The organism is Staphylococcus sp. AntiMn-1, assembly GCF_001663395.1.
Taxonomy (GTDB): Bacteria; Bacillota; Bacilli; order Staphylococcales; family Staphylococcaceae; genus Staphylococcus; species Staphylococcus equorum.
In genome coordinates this window covers 767,210-785,077 of the sequence record NZ_CP012968.1, presented here as the reverse complement: position 1 = coordinate 785,077, position 17,868 = coordinate 767,210, and the positions used below count along the sequence as shown (strand labels likewise).

Annotated in this window: 19 protein-coding genes and 2 pseudogenes; all 21 read left to right on the top strand. The window is 33.9% G+C overall.

Annotated features, from left to right (window positions below):
- Positions 1-24 precede the first annotated feature (24 nt).
- The 21 genes and pseudogenes from AOB58_RS03830 (at position 25) to rpe (ending at position 17,865) form a co-directional block, all read left to right on the top strand.
- Positions 25-2,502 (top strand): phage tail spike protein, encoded by a 2,478-nt coding sequence (locus AOB58_RS03830; RefSeq protein WP_064782977.1) that lies wholly within the window; start codon positions 25-27, stop codon positions 2,500-2,502.
- Positions 2,486-2,632 carry a hypothetical protein gene (locus AOB58_RS13615; RefSeq protein ID WP_203226409.1) on the top strand — a complete coding sequence of 49 codons (147 nt, stop codon included), beginning with the start codon at positions 2,486-2,488 and terminating at the stop codon, positions 2,630-2,632. The genes AOB58_RS03830 and AOB58_RS13615 overlap by 17 nt, the downstream gene beginning before the upstream one ends.
- A 37-nt stretch (positions 2,633-2,669) precedes the next feature.
- The gene (locus tag AOB58_RS03825; RefSeq protein ID WP_064782976.1) at positions 2,670-3,110 is read left to right on the top strand and encodes a hypothetical protein; all 441 of its coding nucleotides are present in this window, start codon (positions 2,670-2,672) and stop codon (positions 3,108-3,110) included.
- Entirely contained in the window at positions 3,094-3,489 is a 396-nt protein-coding gene (locus AOB58_RS03820) for a hypothetical protein (protein WP_064782975.1), read from the top strand. The genes AOB58_RS03825 and AOB58_RS03820 overlap by 17 nt, the downstream gene beginning before the upstream one ends.
- Positions 3,490-3,613: 124 nt before the next feature.
- Positions 3,614-3,898: a phage holin gene (locus AOB58_RS03815; RefSeq protein WP_064782974.1), complete on the top strand. Its 285-nt coding sequence runs from the start codon at positions 3,614-3,616 to the stop codon at positions 3,896-3,898.
- 26 nt (positions 3,899-3,924) lie between these two features.
- Positions 3,925-5,184, top strand: a complete 1,260-nt coding sequence (locus AOB58_RS13445) for an N-acetylmuramoyl-L-alanine amidase (protein ID WP_064782973.1) — start codon at positions 3,925-3,927, stop codon at positions 5,182-5,184.
- A pseudogene (locus AOB58_RS13440) lies at positions 5,100-5,369 on the top strand (SH3 domain-containing protein); the annotation flags it as partial. The gene AOB58_RS13445 and the pseudogene AOB58_RS13440, both read left to right, overlap by 85 nt.
- Positions 5,370-5,496: 127 nt before the next feature.
- Positions 5,497-5,724, top strand: a complete 228-nt coding sequence (locus AOB58_RS03805) for a hypothetical protein (RefSeq protein WP_064782972.1) — start codon at positions 5,497-5,499, stop codon at positions 5,722-5,724.
- Entirely contained in the window at positions 5,714-6,163 is a 450-nt protein-coding gene (locus tag AOB58_RS03800) for a DUF2335 domain-containing protein (protein WP_064782971.1), read from the top strand. Before AOB58_RS03805 ends, AOB58_RS03800 begins: the two co-directional genes overlap by 11 nt.
- Before the next feature lie 77 nt (positions 6,164-6,240).
- Complete coding sequence (locus AOB58_RS03795; protein WP_064782970.1) at positions 6,241-6,648, top strand: YolD-like family protein; 408 nt, start codon at positions 6,241-6,243, stop codon at positions 6,646-6,648.
- A 929-nt stretch (positions 6,649-7,577) separates the two neighbouring features.
- Positions 7,578-7,772, top strand: a complete 195-nt coding sequence (locus AOB58_RS03790; RefSeq protein ID WP_046465253.1) for a helix-turn-helix domain-containing protein — start codon at positions 7,578-7,580, stop codon at positions 7,770-7,772.
- Positions 7,773-7,963: 191 nt separating this feature from the next.
- Positions 7,964-8,656, top strand: coding sequence for a GNAT family N-acetyltransferase (locus AOB58_RS03785; RefSeq protein WP_021338709.1), 693 nt, complete (start codon positions 7,964-7,966; stop codon positions 8,654-8,656).
- Positions 8,657-8,913: 257 nt separating this feature from the next.
- The gene (locus tag AOB58_RS03780; RefSeq protein ID WP_064782969.1) at positions 8,914-9,402 is read left to right on the top strand and encodes a peptide deformylase; all 489 of its coding nucleotides are present in this window, start codon (positions 8,914-8,916) and stop codon (positions 9,400-9,402) included.
- Positions 9,395-10,327 (top strand): methionyl-tRNA formyltransferase, encoded by a 933-nt coding sequence (fmt, locus tag AOB58_RS03775; protein ID WP_031265888.1) that lies wholly within the window; start codon positions 9,395-9,397, stop codon positions 10,325-10,327. Before AOB58_RS03780 ends, fmt begins: the two co-directional genes overlap by 8 nt.
- A 2-nt stretch (positions 10,328-10,329) precedes the next feature.
- Positions 10,330-11,637: a 16S rRNA (cytosine(967)-C(5))-methyltransferase RsmB gene (gene rsmB, locus AOB58_RS03770; protein WP_237283177.1), complete on the top strand. Its 1,308-nt coding sequence runs from the start codon at positions 10,330-10,332 to the stop codon at positions 11,635-11,637.
- 3 nt (positions 11,638-11,640) lie between these two features.
- Complete coding sequence (gene rlmN, locus AOB58_RS03765) at positions 11,641-12,735, top strand: dual-specificity RNA methyltransferase RlmN (protein WP_002512298.1); 1,095 nt, start codon at positions 11,641-11,643, stop codon at positions 12,733-12,735.
- 4 nt (positions 12,736-12,739) lie between these two features.
- Positions 12,740-13,483, top strand: a complete 744-nt coding sequence (locus AOB58_RS03760; protein WP_021338713.1) for a Stp1/IreP family PP2C-type Ser/Thr phosphatase — start codon at positions 12,740-12,742, stop codon at positions 13,481-13,483.
- The gene (gene pknB / locus AOB58_RS03755) at positions 13,480-15,528 is read left to right on the top strand and encodes a Stk1 family PASTA domain-containing Ser/Thr kinase (RefSeq protein ID WP_021338714.1); all 2,049 of its coding nucleotides are present in this window, start codon (positions 13,480-13,482) and stop codon (positions 15,526-15,528) included. Before AOB58_RS03760 ends, pknB begins: the two co-directional genes overlap by 4 nt.
- 36 nt (positions 15,529-15,564) lie before the next feature.
- Positions 15,565-16,152, top strand: coding sequence for a hypothetical protein (locus AOB58_RS03750; protein WP_158649095.1), 588 nt, complete (start codon positions 15,565-15,567; stop codon positions 16,150-16,152).
- Positions 16,153-16,345: 193 nt separating this feature from the next.
- Positions 16,346-17,220: pseudogene (gene rsgA, locus AOB58_RS03745) on the top strand (ribosome small subunit-dependent GTPase A).
- Positions 17,221-17,865, top strand: a complete 645-nt coding sequence (rpe, locus tag AOB58_RS03740; protein ID WP_021338717.1) for a ribulose-phosphate 3-epimerase — start codon at positions 17,221-17,223, stop codon at positions 17,863-17,865.
- Positions 17,866-17,868: the final 3 nt, after the last annotated feature.

Here is a 17,868-nt window from a genome sequence, read left to right as displayed (position 1 = left end):
GAGAAAGGAGAGTGATAAACATTGATGTTCATTAGAGATTTAGAAGGTGAAGAATACTTCTTGCAAGGTATCGTTAAGCACGATCAAGAGCTAAACGGTGATGAACGTATTGATATAGATATAGAATATACTGATATGAACAGTGAATTTCTTGATAAGCAGGATGATTTAAAAATGTGGATTATCCTATTCGAAGGTAAAGAGTACCGTATTATATCCAGTAAGCAAACTGGGTTCGGTAATAAATATCAAATATCTGTTACAGCTGTTCTATACATGCTTGATTGGTTGAACACAAGTCGTATATATCAACGTATAGATGAAAGTTTAACCGTTACAGAAGCGTTTAACATTGTGTTTAATGATACGCCTTTCACATATTCCACAGTAGAGTCTGCACCTAGTAATAGCTTTGAAGGTATTGGCGAAGGTGAAACACGATTAGAAATATTTAAAACGTTTATAGACCGATATGGTTATGAATTTAACATCGTTGGTAATGTAGTTTACTTACAAAACAGACTCGGTAATGACGCTAACTTTGAGTATCGTTATAAAGTGAATACACAAGACATTACAAAAGAAGTAGATGCATCTGAAATGTGGACACATGCTAAAGGTTTTGGTAACTATTCAGATGATGACGAAAATACAGATGTAATTGATAAAGCTAAATTAAAACGTGAATATACTTCACCACTTGCCGACATTATCGGTGTGAGAGAAGCACCACCTATTCGAGATGGTCGTGTGACTAAACAAGCGACAATGGACGCTAACCTTAAAAAGATAGTTGATGAAAGTGTTCAAATTTCATTCACTGCTGATATCTATGACATGTCACAACAAGGTTATAACTACCAACACGCTGTGATAGGTGATAGAGTATTCCTAGTTGATGAACGTATTGGATTAGATACTGAAATACGTGTGGTTAAAATATCGAAGTCCGTTAATGATTTAGAACAAATATTGGACATGGAAATCACATTCGGTACAGGTAACATGGCAGACCAATATGGAAGCAACTTATCCACTGCTGCCAAAGATATAGCAGACTTGATACAAGGTCGCAAATCGCTACCTTTTCAAGCGTTAGACATTATAAGTAAATCAATGGTAACTAAAATACAAAATACTACCAGTGAAATTATATATGATACAAACGGTCAACACTTCATGGATAAGAAGAACAATAACAATATTATGACACAAAACAGTAGTGGGTTGTTACTCTCTACTGATGGTGGTAAGACCGCTAAAACTGCAATCACAGCGGAGGGTATAGTGGCAGATACGATTACTACTGGTACGTTGAACGCTAATTTAATTAGTGTGCGTGGTGGTAATTCTAGAGAGTTTACTGAAATAACCAATAATAGAATAACTCAACGTGGACAATATAGCCGTAGATGGTTAGGACAATCATACGATTATGATGTAACAACAACATTATCACGTGGTTATATAAGGTTTAGTGACGAGAATAGAAATAAAGCAATCAACTTTAGTGCCTTTGGTTTTTCCACTTTCCTAGATGGCGATGGTGAATGGGCAGACTCACCCGGGTCAAGTGGTTCTATTTATTGGTGGGATAAAACGTATTCACCGACTAACGCAGACGGAATAACAATGAGTAGTAACGGTGGCGTTGTTGCATTATATAGTGATAGTAACCGTATCATGTTAGACGCTGGTGCGTCAGTAAACTTGGAAAGTCGAAAAGGCCCAGTATATGTTAGACCATATACAGAAGATTTTACTGCTAACCATACTTTTGACTTCACATTAAGTAAAAGTGGCGCAACAGACGGATATTTAATGTACGGTATGAACGGTACTAGTAGCGGTGATATTTATAATTCGGGATTACGTTTCAATAAGAACTCGGCACGTGTAGAAGTTGTTGATAAGAGTTTCTCTACAGGCGGAGATACTACAATAGAAGCTGGTAATGGTGAATTTAATACTGTAGATAGACGTAGTGGTAATGATTATATAAGTTTAATTAATTATGATTACTTTGCAGTGGGTAGTGATTCAAGTAGACGTGTAAGGTCTGATGCTATATACAAACGTACTTATTCTATGGGCGCTAATATGGTAATCACAGAAGAAGGTACACTCGGACGTTCAACATCTGCTAGTAAGTATAAATTATCTATTGAAAATCAATACACTGAACCAAACGATCAATTAGAACATTCTAAGAACATTTTAAACTTAGATGTAAAATCATGGTTCGATAAAGCAGAATCTGAAATAGTATCAGAAGAATGTAAAGAAGGATGTCGTATAAGTGATGATGCTTTCAAACTCAAACGACATGTAGGTTTAATTGCAGAAGATGTTGAGAGTGTCGGACTAAGCGAATATGTAGATTACAACACAGAAGGTGGCGTTGAGTCTATTCAGTACGACAGGCTTTGGGTTCACTTAATACCTATTATAAAAGAACAACAAAAACGACTGGAGGAATTAGAAAATGGAACAAATGGATGATAAAGACATTGAAATCGCAATCCAACAAAATACTATTAACGAATTGAACACAGTGAAAGTTAAATTACAGGTACAAATTGAAAAGTTATACAGAGAATTACAAGAATACAAAGAGTCGCAACCCGAATAGGTTGGGGCTTTTTATTTTATAAAAAGTGGGTGAGTGAATGAAAAGGACATTTAGTATTAGTAAGTTAGACACAAAAGAAATATTGTTAATCACTCAATCCCTACTACTAGGTTCGACCATATTTGGACGGGGTGTACTTTGGTTTACAAGTCCAGAAACAATATTGAAAGATTCGCCTTTTTATCTAGCTTTAAATGAAATCATGCCTATTTGGTTATGGGGTTTAATAATTATGGTTACTGGTTTTCTATATACCATGAGCGCACTATTTGTAACAAGTATGGAAGAAAACAGCAAATATTATTTCTTCATCTTTATAGGCGGTTTAACCTCGTCGATATTCTATTTTGTTATGACAAGCGCTGGGTTGTACAATAACTTAAATTGGCTAACACCATTCAACTTTTTAATATTAACAGCGTGGACTGGTGTTACATCGTTTGTAGGTGGTGCGGAGTTATATGGTAGACGAAAATAAGTTTGTTACACACGATGTATTTAATACACGTGAACGAAAAATATATCAGTACATTGACAGAGGCGACCAAGAGTTAAAAGATTTATACCATAAACTAGATAAAAAGTTAGAATTAGATCAACAACGAGGCGAACAAGCGATAAAGCAACAAGATAAAATGATAGATAGTTTAGACAAGATTAATAATAATTTAACTGGATTTGATAAACGTGTTTCTAATATTGAAACGCAAACACGATCAAATACAGATGCAATACAGGAAATTAAGGCAACAACTAAAGAAAAGAAAACGGGCGCTGTTCAAGTAACAATTGCCATCATAACGACGTTAGGTGGTATTTTTGCAGCAGCTATAGGTTTTGCGCAAGTATTTTTTTAGAGTCGGCTCATTGAGTCGGCTTTTTATTATATTCGTGAACGGATAACTATAGGCATTATCGTTTCTCGATGCAGTACAAAGCGCCACACAGCGCACTATTTCAGCAAAAAAGGAGATTGAAAACATGAAATTAACTAATGGAACAATCGTCAGAGTATTGGCGTTAATTTTAGCATTAATAAATCAACAGTTAGCAAAACATGGTATCTCACCAATTCCCGCAGATGACCAGTTATTGAGTGATATTGTAGTTTGGGTGGTCGGTGCTTGGACAGCTTATAAAGACAATCCTTTCACAAAAGAAGGTAAGGAAGCAAACGATGTATTGAAGGAACTAAAACACGAGAAAAAAACTCATGCTGGTGGCGCACCTAGTGACTTTGACGCAGATAAAGACGGACAAATATAGAATTTTGTAAATATAGGAGAGATTAAATGACTATTAATAAAACTAAAGCACAGACACATAGTTATATGAGTAAGTTAAAAGGTAAAGGTTGGGACTTTGATAATGCGTTTGGTTGGCAGTGTTATGACCTTGTCAATCAATATTATAACCATCTAACTGGTGAACGTTTATATGGTTTGTATGCGAAAGATATCCATATAGATAATAAATCAGTGCTTGAAAAATATGGTACCATCTATGAAAACACACCGAACTTTTTACCACAAAAGGGCGATATATTCATCATGAACGGAAGATATGGTCAAGGTGCTGGACACACTGGGATAGTTTGGTCTGCTAATATTAACACGTATCAAGGCTTGGATCAAAATTGGTATGGGGGTGGACTGAATAAAACAGAGGTTGCCCAACTTGTCACACACAGTTATGACAATCCCGTATACTTCTGGCGACCAGATTATAAAACCAAAGCAAATGTTGTCAATAAAGTAAAAGATAAAGTAAAAAATAAAGTAACAACACCTAAGAAGCCGAAGGTTACACCTAAGAAAATTCTTATCGTTTCTGGTCATGGTGGTGTAGATCCGGGGGCAGTCGGAAATTCCACAAATGAACGTGACTTCATTCGTAAATATATAGCACCAAATATCCAAAAGTATTTGAAACAAGCGGGACACACTGTTGATTTATACGGTGGTTCTAAACAATCTCAAAACTTATATGCCGACACTGCTTACGGTGAACGTATCGGAAATCACAAAGATTACGGCATGTATTGGGTTAAACGTCAGAAATACGATGTGGTTGTCGAATTACATCTTGATGCAGCAAGTGCAAGCGCAAGTGGAGGTCACGTTATCATATCAGATCGTCACAGTGCAGACCAAATTGATAAAAATATTGACCAAGTGTTGAAGGACACTGTAAGTACAATTCGACCAATCGACAAACGTGGCAACTTATTGAACGCTAATGTGGCAGCTAATTTAAATATGAATTATAGATTGGTAGAACTTGGATTCATTACTAATAAAGGCGATATGGATTATCTTAAAAAGAACTATGACGACTTTAGTAAAGCGTTGGCAGGTGCTATACACGATGCACCAATTTACGGGGCAAGTGCTAGTAAGGATAAACTGCCACCGAAAAAAGATGTACCAAAACCAAGCAACAATTCGGGTTGGAAGGTTAACACCCTTACGGTACTTATTATAAATCTGAAAAGGCGAGATTCACAAATGGCAACCAACCTATCCAAGTTAGAACAGTTGGACCATTCTTAAGTTGTCCTAAAGCGTATATGTTCCAACCCGGCGGATGGTGCGATTATGACGAAGTAATGATTCAGGACGGTCATGTTTGGATTGGTTATTCATGGAAAGGTAAACGATATTATTTACCGATAAGAACAGCAAGTGGCACACCTCCTAATCATTCGGTAGGTCCATTATGGGGAACAATTAAATAATATGTTACAATATAAATAGCTATCATACTAAGGGTAAGTGTCGTCATGCACTTGCCCTGTTTTTTTGTGTAAAACTGGTTTTTTGAAATTAAATGTATTATAATTAAGAAAACAGGAGGTGAGGAATATGAATATAATAAATAAATTTTACAAAAATATAAACAAGGATATTAATAGATTTTCTAGTTCTTTTACTAATATTATTTCTCCTCACGATAAGAAAAAAACAATAAATAATGTAAACGTTTATTACCATAAGAAAGATAAAACTTCTGAAGACTGGAAAAAAATAAATGGAGATTACACCAAAGTAGGAAACGATATTAGAAAGGCTATAAAAAATTATGCCAGATAACGAAAAAGAAAATCACGACTTAGATATTATTGATGCTGTAAAACGGTCAGATGTTGATGATGAAGACAAAAAGGATTTAATTGCTACTTTAGAAATGTATAATGGTCCTATTCCACACCCCAAAATCTTAGAGGGTTACGATAAATTAGATCCAGGCTCAGCTAAAAGGATAATTGATAACGGCATAGGGGAATCTGACCACAGACGAAAAATGGAAGCAAAGACAATAAATCATGTTGCAAGAAGTTTTTATTTTAGGTTTGTACTCGCTTTTGTTTTAGCTATATTATTTGGGTTTGGCAGTTTCTACTTAATATTAAAAGGGCATGCAGTTTTAGGAACTATATTTGTTGGGTTCACATTTATATCAATGCTAGGAATATTTACTGGAGAATCACAAAATAATAACGTTGAAGATAAAGAAGAAGAAAGGCAGTAACCGTATCTTAATTGATGCGGTTATTTTTTATTTACATATGCGAACAAGTGTTCTATTATGTTCATGAGGTGATTAATATGATTATTAACCAAGATGCACCAGATGAATATAAATACGAATCTGATTATCGCAATATACCACGTGAATATTTAAATCCACGTATACCAGAAGGTCGTGGCATGGTTAAGTGGGCGCCGTTTGCCACAATACCCGAGCAGCATGAGCGTTTAAAAGAATATATGCAAGACCAAAACAAAATAGAAAAGCCTGAATTAAGCGATGACCAATTGAATATATTAAACGATACATTGATATTTAAAATGTACAACGACCCAGCTATAGAAGTGCGCTATTTTGTACAAGGGTATATACAAACAATAGAGGGTTACATACACAAAGTAGATGTTCACACACAGTTACTCTATTTATATGAAGAAACTGGTTTAAGTAAGATTAATTTGAAGGATATTGTGGAAATAAAATAACCCACCGTTAAAGGTAGGTATTTTAAGGGCAAAAAAAGGGCAGATTAATTAGAAAAGGGCACACACTGTGGGAATTTATAATTAGTGTAATACCCTTAAAACCTTGATGTGACAGCTTTTATAGACACTGTGAAACAATGACAAAACAGACTTTTTAATCCCCAAATGATGATGTAAGCAACTTAGTTAAATGTATTGTCTACAGTTGATCCAAAGTTTAGAGAGGTTTGTATAATTAAATAAACTACAAAAAAGGACAAATAGTTTAATTTGAGACGTTTTTAAAGTCTTAGTTAACTGTTTGTCCTTTTTAATGTTATATATTTGAATGATTGCTAACAATGTTGGTTAATATATTTGGCATTCGTCGATTTGCATCCTTGAAATATTATATTAGAGGAGTTTTGTGAGGAAAAAAGAGATTATTAATATTGCTAATGATTATAAATAGCATCTATGAAGGGGAATAAATACGCTAAAAACATAAGTATTACTAGAATAGCTATAAACCAGTTTTCTTTATCCAAACTTATTCATCCTTTGTAAAAGTATATAGTAACCATATTATAAAAGAATAACTAAAATCAATAACATAGGGTGAATGTAATTAAATCTTTAAGTTAAATTAACAATGTTATTAAAAGTGAATAGTGAGCTACTATTTATTATAAAGGTCTTTTTAACTTTTTGTTTTTAAAACTTTAAATGTCTATAACAATTATTATGTATGCAAATTCAATATATATAAAACATATCAAATTTAAAATTTGCATTTAATGATTTGTACAGTTATATTGAATAGTAACGAGTCCAATATAAATTGAAATCGAACTTATTTAAAATAAAGGTCTGAGATTTTAAAATCAACAATAAAATACATTGCTGAGTATTTTTCATCATCTAAATACAATATCTAAGGGGTTTTGTCTATGAGTTTAATGAATAAGAGAGAAGCTACAGGATTAAGCATAGTTGAATTATCAAATCGCATCGCATCTTTATATAATACGAAATTAAGTCCTGAATTAATTGAACGCATAGAAAGTAAGCAAACGACGTTAAAAAATGAAGACGCACAAATATTGGCTGAATTTTTTAATACAACCTCTGAAGATTTAATGTGAATCAAGCAAACTTCAAAAATTCATCCAAATAAGTGTGTAACAATAAAGTGTGCGCATCATCGCACTTGTTAAATATTGAGCTTAGCGTTATAAATTAATATTTAAAATAAATAGACAAAATTTAAAATATTAGTGTATAGTGAGCCTATAAATCTCGGCATAGTACGAGTGAATAAAGGGGCGATGTTGCAATGGTATATAATGAATACAATCAACCAATTGGTGATATAATAAATGATTTTGAAATGCCTGGTTTTCCTGAAACAAAGTCATTAAAAGGACAATATAGTCACTTGGAAAAATTGTCAACACAACATATCGATGATTTATTCAACCATTTTAGTGTAGAAGCAGATGCGCCGAATTGGACATATCTACCTGATGAACAAACTCAAGATTTCAATCAATTTAAAGCCTACATAAATAATAAAATTAAATCAAAAGATCCTTATTTCTTTTCAATTATTGACAACAAAACGGAAGAAGCGGTTGGTATTTTATCATTGTTAAGAATAAATCAAAAAAATGCATCTATTGAAGTGGGCCATATTCATTATTCAAATGTTTTAAAACAATCACGTATTGCAACTGAGGTTCAATATTTATTAGCAAAGTATGTATTTGAAACATTAGGTTATAGAAGATATGAATGGAAATGTGATGCTTTGAATCAACCTTCTATTAAGGCAGCCAAACGACTTGGATTTAAATATGAAGGCATTTTTAGAAATCATACAATTTATAAAAATAGAAGTCGAGATACATGTTGGTTATCTATGATAGATAGCGAATGGCATGAAAATAAAATAGAATTTGAAAAGTGGCTGAATCCTTATAATTTTGATGAGTTTGGCATACAGCTTACTAGTTTATCTATGAATTAAAAAAGAGAATTAATATTTATATAATTGAATTACATGTAAAACGAAGGAGATATTTTATTGTAAACTGATAAAATATCTCCTTTTTTTGTTTGGAATTGTTAAGCTGTATGTAGTAATTAAAATGGATGAAATATATTTTCAAATTAAAGTATAAACGGCTAGTACGGTTATTTAAATTAGCTGTTACACAATGCATGATGCATTTTTGGTCAAAATAAGTTATAATGATATGATGAATTTTTGTGAGGAGAATTATGATGACAATTAAACAGCTTGTTACGAGTCAACACCCACTTCTAAAAAGATCAATACCTGATGTTAGTTTATTTGACGCTCAATTAGCGGAGTTGTTACTCGATTTAGAAGATACAATGTATGATGTAGGTGCATCCGCTATATGTGCACCACAAATTGGTATATCGCAAAAAGTAGCGATTATAGATATGGAAGTAGATGGCTTGTTACAACTGATTAATCCTCAATTAATAAGCGAATCTAATGAGAAAGTTACAGATTTAGAAGGCTCTATTAGTATACCTAACGTATATGGTGAAGTGACCAGAAGCAAAATGATCGTTGTTAAAAGTAATGATAAAAATGGTAATGAGGTTGAAATGACTGCATATGATGATATTGCACGTATGATATTACATATGATTGACCATTTTGAAGGTAAGTTATTTACTGAGCGCGTAAGTAAATTTTTAAGTGAAGCTGAAATGGAGGCGTATTTTGACAATGAGTAAAATTATATTTATGGGGACACCTGATTTTTCAACTAAAGTTTTAGAAATGCTAATTGCTGAACATGATGTAATTGCAGTTGTAACGCAACCAGATAGACCAGTTGGTAGAAAGCGTACACTCACACCACCACCAGTAAAAAAAGTGGCAGTAGAACATGACATTGCGGTCTACCAGCCAGAAAAATTAGCACAATCAGAAGATTTAAAAGTACTTATTGATTTAAATGCAGACCTAATCGTCACAGCAGCTTTTGGACAATTATTACCAGAATCATTATTAGCATCACCTAAACTGGGTGCGATTAATGTCCACGCATCATTATTACCTAAATATAGAGGTGGCGCTCCAATTCATCAAGCAATTATTGATGGTGAAAAGGAAACAGGTATATCTATTATGTATATGGTTAAAAAATTAGATGCGGGTGATATTATATCTCAACGCGCTATCGAGATAGAACAGCAAGATGATGTAGGTTCGATGCACGAGAAATTGAGTTTTTTAGGTGCAAACTTACTGAAAGAAACGTTGCCCTCTATAATAGATGGCACCAATGACAGTGTTGTTCAAAATGAAAGTGAAGCGACATTTGCCTCTAATATTAATCGTGAAGACGAGAAAATTGATTGGACACTATCAGCAGAACAGATATATAACCATATTCGCGGCTTATCACCATGGCCTGTTGCTTACACGGTGATGGATGACGGAAATTTAAAAATATATGCATCTAGAATTGAAAAAGATAAAACGGGAAAACCAGGTACGATTATAGAAACAACTAAAAAAGCAATCATCGTGGCAACGGGTTCTAAAGATGCTATTGCTTTAACAGACATACAAGTTGCAGGTAAAAAACGAATGCTTGCTGCAAATTACTTAAGTGGAGTGCAAACGTCACTCGTTGGGAAGGTATTATTATGACAATAGACACGAATGTACGACAGTTAGCGTTTGAAACTTTACAAGACATCATTAATGACAAGGCTTATAGCAATATCATCATTAATGATGTTTTATCTAATAATGAATTAAATCGTGCAGATAAAGGATTATTTACTGAACTCGTTTATGGCACATTAAAAAGAAAATTTTCACTGGATTACCTACTAAAACCTTTCGTTCAAACAAAGCTCAAAGGTTGGGTAAGACAATTATTATGGATGAGTATTTATCAATATGTTTATTTAGACAAGGTTCCTGAACATGCGATTATTAACGAAGCAGTAGAAATTGCTAAACGTAAGGGTGGACCGCATAACGGTAACGTAGTGAATGGTATATTACGTAATATTATGCGCAGTGACTTGCCAGACTTCACTGAAATCACTGATGATAAAAAAAGAATCGCTATCGAATACAGTTTGCCAAAATGGTTAGTAGATCATTGGTCGACACACTTTGGTATTGAAAAAACTGAAGCAATCGCGGAATCATTTTTAACAAAAGTAGCGACAACTGTACGTGTGAATTTAACAAGGATTTCAATTGAAGATGCAATTAGAAGATTAGTTGAAGATGATTACATCGTGGAACAAGATAACGAAATTGATACGTGTTTGCATATCAGTGGCAAACCAATTATCGAATCACGTATGTTCAAAGATGGTTTAGTTTCTATCCAAGATAAAAGTTCTATGTTCGTTGCGGAATTAATGGGATTAACTGACGGCGACGAAGTATTAGATGCATGTAGTGCGCCAGGTGGAAAAGCGTGCCATATTGCAGAAGTATTAAACGGCACAGGCCATATTGATGCAACTGATATCTATGAACATAAGATAGATTTGATAGATTTCAATATTAAAAAATTACGATTGTCTAACATTTCTGCTTTTGAACACGACGCTACTGAAAAATATGGTAAAGTGTATGATAAGATTTTAGTTGATGCACCATGTAGTGGCTTAGGTGTCCTAAGACACAAACCTGAAATTAAATATGAACAATCGCAACAATCGATTCAATCATTAGTCGAAATTCAATTGGGAATTTTAAATAATGTGAAAGATAATTTAAAACCAGGTGGCACGTTAATTTATTCTACATGCACAATTGAACAATTAGAAAATGAGAATGTAGTATATACATTTTTAAAAGATAATAAAGATTTTGAGTTTGACACATTTGAACACCCGATTACTGGAGAAAAAGTGAAAACGATGCAAGTACTACCTCAAGATTTCAACTCTGATGGCTTTTTCATTACTAGGATTAGAAGAAAGGAAAATTAAATTATGATTACTGAAGAAAAGAAGAAAAAGAATAAGTTTCTTCCCAATTTTGAAAAGCAGTCCATTTATTCAATTAGATATGACGAGATGCAAGATTGGTTGATACAAAATGGTCAGCAAAAATTCAGAGCGAAACAAATTTTTGAATGGCTTTATGAAAAACGTGTAGATAGCATCGACGAAATGCTGAATTTATCTAAGGAACTTAGAGAAGTTTTAAAAGAAAGTTTTACAATGACAACTATGACGACAGTCGTTAAACAAGAGAGCCGAGACGGTACAATCAAATTTTTATTTGAACTACAAGATGGCTATACAATTGAAACAGTTCTAATGAGACATGAATATGGGAATTCAGTATGTGTTACGACACAAGTAGGTTGTCGTATTGGTTGTACGTTCTGTGCATCTACATTAGGTGGGTTGAAACGTAATCTAGAAGCGGGTGAAATAGTATCGCAAGTACTTACTGTTCAAAAAGCACTAGATGAATCAGAAGAACGCGTATCACAAATTGTTATCATGGGTATTGGTGAACCGTTTGAGAACTATGATGAAATGATGGATTTCTTAAAAATTGTCAATAACGATAATGGGTTGAATATTGGTGCCCGTCATATTACGGTATCAACTTCAGGTATTATTCCACGTATATATGATTTCGCAGACGAAGACATTCAAATTAATTTTGCTGTGAGTTTACACGGTGCAAATGATGAAATACGTTCTAGATTAATGCCTATTAACAGAGCATACAACGTTGAAAAATTAATGGAAGCTATTAATTATTATCAAGAAACAACAAATAGACGTATTACGTTTGAGTATGGATTGTTTGGTGGCGTTAATGATCAACTTGAACATGCTAGAGAATTAGCTCATTTAATTCAAAACTTAAATTGTCATGTTAATTTAATTCCTGTTAACCACGTACCAGAACGAAATTACGTTAAGACGCCTAAAGAAGACATATTTAAATTTGAAAAAGAATTAAAACGTTTAGGTATTAATGCAACAATTAGACGAGAACAAGGTGCAGATATAGATGCTGCGTGTGGTCAATTAAGAGCGAAGGAACGAAAAGTAGAAACGAGGTAGAGACATGCTAAAAGCACAATTTTTTACTGACACGGGTCAATATCGTGATAAGAATGAAGATGCAGGTGGCGTATTTTATAATCAAACAGAGCAACAGTTATTAGTGCTTTGTGATGGTATGGGTGGACATCTTGCAGGTGAAGTCGCGAGCCAATTTGTAACCAATGAACTGCAAAGTCGATTTGAAGAAGAAAATCTCATCGAGGCAGATCAAGCTGAAGATTGGTTGAGAACAACACTAAAAGCGATTAACCGTGAATTATATCAATTGTCAGTAGAAAATCCAAAATACCAAGGTATGGGTACGACTTGTGTTTGTGCATTAGTATTTGATAATTATGTAGTTGTTGCAAATATTGGAGATTCACGTGCGTATTTAGTGAATAGTAGAGATATTGAACAAATTACCAACGACCACTCATTCGTGAATCATCTTATGATGATCGGCCAAATTAGCGCTGAAGAAGCATTTACGCACCCACAACGCAATATTATTACGAAAGTGATGGGTACGGATAAATTAGTTACGCCAGATATTTTTGTGAAAAAAACGAATTTTTATGATTTTTTAATGTTGAATTCTGATGGTCTAACTGATTTTGTTCGTAATCATATGATTCAAGAAGTATTAATTCAAGACAATGAATTAGAAACACATGGACAAAATTTAATAGAACTTGCATTATCGCAAGATACGAATGATAATGTAAGTTTAATTTTGGCTGAGATTGAAGGTGATAAAGTATGATAGGCAAATTAATAAATGAACGCTATGAAGTGATTAAAAAACTTGGTGGCGGTGGTATGAGTACTGTCTATCTTGCTGAAGACTCGATACTCAACCGACAAGTTGCAATTAAAGCAATTAGAATTCCCTCGGGTGAAAAAGAAGAAACAATTAAACGTTTCGAGCGCGAAGTACATAACTTAACTCAACTTTCACACGACAATATTGTTAGTGTATTTGATGTCACAGAAAATGAAGAGAACTTCTTTTTAGTGATGGAATACATAAAAGGTCCAACATTATCAGAATACATTCAAGAAAATCATCCATTAGATATTGAAACTGTGTTGAATTTCACGAGACAAATTATCGATGGTATCAAGCATGCGCATGATACTAAAATTGTTCACCGTGATATCAAACCTCAAAATATTTTGGTGGAAAAGGATAAAACTTTGAAAATATTAGATTTTGGTATAGCTAAAGCGTTAAGTGAAACAACAATGACCGAAACGAATCATGTGTTAGGTACAGTACAGTATCTATCTCCAGAACAAGCACGAGGAAAGTCTACAGATAATGGAACTGATATCTATTCCATCGGTGTAGTATTGTATGAAATGCTTGTTGGTAAGCCTCCATTTTCAGGAGAAACCGCAGTAAGTATTGCAATTAAGCATATACAAGACCCGATGCCCAATGTTACGGAGCATCGATCAGATGTGCCACAAGCTATAAGTAATGTTGTGCTAAAAGCAACTGAAAAAGATAGATCTGAACGTTATGAAACTGTTAAAGATATGCAAGAAGATCTTGATAGTGCATTGTCAAAAAGTAGAGAGTATGAAGCAAAATATCTGTCAGATGATGCGAACACTAAAACAGTGCCTATAAATAAAGAAGAAATTGCTAATCAAACACAATCAGAAAATCAACATAAAAATATTAAAGAAACGATGCAAATCCCTATTGTGAATCAACAAAAATTCCAATCTAGTGAAGAGCATATATATGCAGTGCCAACGAAACAACGTTCAAAGAAAAAGAAGTTTTTCTACGCTATTGTAATTATTCTTTTATTATTTGGCTTATTTGGTTTTATGGCTATGGGAATGTTTGGGAGTAAGTATTTAGAGACGCCTGACTTATCTGGTAAAACTGAAAAAGAAGCAGAAACGATATTAAAAGATAATAAATTAGAACTTGGTGATATTTCTCGTGAGTATAGTGATAAATACTCTGAAAATAAAATCATTAAAACAACACCTAAAAAAGGTGAGCGTTTAGAACAGAATAGTAAGGTGGATATCGTTTTATCTAAAGGGCCTAAATTAGCAGAAATGCCTAGTCTTTATGGTATCCCTAAAGCAGAAGCGATGGATAAGTTGAAAGACTTAGGCATTAAAGACGCTAAAGTAAAACAAGCGTATACGAACCAAAATGTAGCTAAAGGATTAATCGAAGGACAAAACGTATCACCTGGCGATAAAGTTGAAGTGAATGATAGTAATATCGAATTAACTGAATCATTAGGTACAAAACAAGTTTATGTCGAAGATTATGAAAACAAATCCTTTAAAACAGCTAAATCAGAGTTAGAAGCTAAAGGCTTTAAAGTTGTGGTTAATGAAGAACAAGACGACGACAAAGTTAAGAAAGATCACGTTATCAGCCAATCACCAAAAGGTGAAGAAGTTGATGAAGGTTCAACTATTGGATTCACAGTTTCTAAAGGAGCACCTGAGGAAAAAGATGAAGACAAAGACAAGGATAAAGAAGATTCTGATAAAAAAGATGAAGATAAGTCTAAAGATGATGAACTAGACAAAACGTATACAGAGACATATCAAGTACAGTATACAGGTGATGATGATGAGAGCCAAGAAGTCAAAGTTTATGTAAGAGATAAAGATGACGAAGGCGATTCACCTTCACAGACGTACAAGATAAAAGAAAATAAAACAGTAAAAATCCCAATGACAATTCAAAAAGGTGAGACAGCAGGATATACCATTCGAGTTGATGATAAGATCGTTGCTGATAAAGATATCCCTTATGATTTTTAGCAACACTTAACGAACGAAGAGAGTTTAGTGTTGCTTATGCAAGCCAAAGCTTGCGATCCGAGCTTGCACTTAACGAACGAAGAGAGTTTAGTGTTGCTTATGCAAGCCAAAGCTTGCGATCCGAGCTTGCACTTAACGAACGAAGAGAGTTTAGTGTTGCTTATGCAAGCCAAAGCTTGCGATCCGAGCTTGCACTTAACGAACGAAGAGAGTTTAGTGTTGCTTATGCAAGCCAAAGCTTGCGATCCGAGCTTGCACTTAACGAACGAAGAGAGTTTAGTGTTGCTTATGCAAGCCAAAGCTTGCGATCCGAGCTTGCACTTAACGAACGAAGAGAGTTTAGTGTTGCTTATGCAAGCCAAAGCTTGCGATCCGAGCTTGCACTTAACGAACGAAGAGAGTTTAGTGTTGCTTATGCAAGCCAAAGCTTGCGATCCGAGCTTGCACTTAACGAACGAAGAGAGTTTAGTGTTGCTTATGCAAGCCAAAGCTTGCGATCTGAACTGGCACTTAACGAACAAAGAGAGTTTAGTGTTGCTAATGCAAGCCAAAGCTTGCGATCTGAACTGGCACTTAACGAACAAAGAGAGTTTAGTGTTGCTAATTTATCTTAGAGTCAAATAAACATAAGTGAACACCATTTCAACTGATATAAAGTCTGTTGAAATGGTGTTTTATTTTATAGGTTTTATTGTTTATATAAGAATAGTAAGATGGTTTATGCTGATTTTTATACGAAATAGTCTTAAATCATATTTAAATTAAAAAGGCTTTGCTATAATATATAAGATAATAGTTTTTAAAGAGAGGTGTCTAAGTGAAGACAGGACGCATTATAAAATCATTAAGTGGCGTTTATCGTGTAGATGTAGAAGGTGAAATGTACGATACGAAACCACGCGGTTTATTCAGAAAAAATAAATTTTCACCAATCGTTGGTGATGTAGTTGATTTCGAAGTTGAAAATATAACAGAAGGATATATTCAATACGTTCATGATAGAAAAAATGAATTAAAAAGGCCACTTGTTAGTAACGTGGATCATCTTATATTAGTAATGAGTGCAGTAGAACCTGATTTTTCAACGCAATTACTAGATAGATTTTTAGTCATTGCGCATTCGTATCATATGCGCCCGCGTATTCTCATAACTAAAAGAGATTTAGCCTCAGTTGAAACGCAGCAAAAAGTTACACAATTGTTAAATATTTATGAAAATATGGGCTATAAAACACAATTCATTAGTATCGATGATGATATTGAACCTGTTTTTGCTGCTTGGGGGAAGGACTTGCTGTATTAAGCGGTCAATCTGGTGTCGGTAAATCAACACTATTAAATAAATATTTTCCAGAACTGAATATTGAAACGCAACATATTTCAAAAGCACTTAACCGCGGTCGTCATACTACAACACATATAGAGCTTTTTGAACGAAGCCATGGTTATATAGCAGATACGCCTGGGTTTAGTGCGTTAGATTTTACACATATCCAAAAAGACGAATTAAAAAATTACTTTATGGAGATTAATGAATACGGCGAAAAGTGTAAATTTAGAGATTGTAATCATATTAATGAACCAAAATGTAATGTGAAAAATGAGTTGGAAAATGGAAACATTGCACAATTCAGATATGACCATTACTTACAACTCTTTAACGAAATTGCAAATAGAAAGGAAAGATATTAAATGGCAAAACTTTATCCATCATTATTATCAACTGATTTTTTAAAATTACAAGAAGAATTAACAGCATTAGAAGAAGCAGGTGTAGACGGTGTACACTTTGATGTTATGGATGGTCAATTCGTGCCAAATATTTCGATTGGTTTACCAATACTTGAAGCAGTGCGTAAAGGTACACGACTGCCAATTGATGTTCATTTAATGATTGAAAAACCAGAAAAATATGTCGAATTATTTGCCGACTACGGGGCTGATATGATCTCAGTGCACGTAGAAGCAACACCACATATTCATAGAGTAATAGAACAAATAAAGAATGAAAATGTAAAAGCAGGTGTTGTAATCAATCCTGGCACACCCGTAGATGCAATCTTACCAGTGATAAAAATGGTGGATTTTGTATTAGTGATGACGGTGAATCCTGGTTTTGGGGGTCAATCATTTATTAATGATACTGTTGTAAAATTAGATCAACTATCAAAAATCAAAGATGAATTGAACTTAGAATTTGAAATCGAAGTAGATGGTGGTATTAACAATGAGACTGTTGAAACTGTTATAAACCATGGTGCTACAATGTTAGTTGCGGGGTCATATTTCTTTAAACATGATGATTACAAAGAAGTAACGAAAACATTGAAAGGCTGAAGC

What these genes read in the sequence shown, in the direction of transcription:
- rlmN (WP_002512298.1), top strand. Translation starts at nt 11,641, where the DNA reads ATGATTACTGAAGAAAAGAAGAAAAAGAATAAGTTTCTTCCCAATTTT.
- AOB58_RS03780 (WP_064782969.1), top strand. Translation starts at nt 8,914, where the DNA reads ATGACAATTAAACAGCTTGTTACGAGTCAACACCCACTTCTAAAAAGA.
- fmt (WP_031265888.1), top strand. Translation starts at nt 9,395, where the DNA reads ATGAGTAAAATTATATTTATGGGGACACCTGATTTTTCAACTAAAGTT.
- AOB58_RS03815 (WP_064782974.1), top strand. Translation starts at nt 3,614, where the DNA reads ATGAAATTAACTAATGGAACAATCGTCAGAGTATTGGCGTTAATTTTA.
- AOB58_RS03785 (WP_021338709.1), top strand. Translation starts at nt 7,964, where the DNA reads ATGGTATATAATGAATACAATCAACCAATTGGTGATATAATAAATGAT.
- rpe (WP_021338717.1), top strand. Translation starts at nt 17,221, where the DNA reads ATGGCAAAACTTTATCCATCATTATTATCAACTGATTTTTTAAAATTA.
- pknB (WP_021338714.1), top strand. Translation starts at nt 13,480, where the DNA reads ATGATAGGCAAATTAATAAATGAACGCTATGAAGTGATTAAAAAACTT.
- AOB58_RS03800 (WP_064782971.1), top strand. Translation starts at nt 5,714, where the DNA reads ATGCCAGATAACGAAAAAGAAAATCACGACTTAGATATTATTGATGCT.
- AOB58_RS03825 (WP_064782976.1), top strand. Translation starts at nt 2,670, where the DNA reads ATGAAAAGGACATTTAGTATTAGTAAGTTAGACACAAAAGAAATATTG.
- AOB58_RS03795 (WP_064782970.1), top strand. Translation starts at nt 6,241, where the DNA reads ATGATTATTAACCAAGATGCACCAGATGAATATAAATACGAATCTGAT.
- AOB58_RS03820 (WP_064782975.1), top strand. Translation starts at nt 3,094, where the DNA reads ATGGTAGACGAAAATAAGTTTGTTACACACGATGTATTTAATACACGT.
- AOB58_RS03805 (WP_064782972.1), top strand. Translation starts at nt 5,497, where the DNA reads ATGAATATAATAAATAAATTTTACAAAAATATAAACAAGGATATTAAT.
- AOB58_RS03790 (WP_046465253.1), top strand. Translation starts at nt 7,578, where the DNA reads ATGAGTTTAATGAATAAGAGAGAAGCTACAGGATTAAGCATAGTTGAA.
- AOB58_RS13615 (WP_203226409.1), top strand. Translation starts at nt 2,486, where the DNA reads ATGGAACAAATGGATGATAAAGACATTGAAATCGCAATCCAACAAAAT.
- AOB58_RS03760 (WP_021338713.1), top strand. Translation starts at nt 12,740, where the DNA reads ATGCTAAAAGCACAATTTTTTACTGACACGGGTCAATATCGTGATAAG.
- AOB58_RS03750 (WP_158649095.1), top strand. Translation starts at nt 15,565, where the DNA reads ATGCAAGCCAAAGCTTGCGATCCGAGCTTGCACTTAACGAACGAAGAG.
- AOB58_RS13445 (WP_064782973.1), top strand. Translation starts at nt 3,925, where the DNA reads ATGACTATTAATAAAACTAAAGCACAGACACATAGTTATATGAGTAAG.
- AOB58_RS03830 (WP_064782977.1), top strand. Translation starts at nt 25, where the DNA reads ATGTTCATTAGAGATTTAGAAGGTGAAGAATACTTCTTGCAAGGTATC.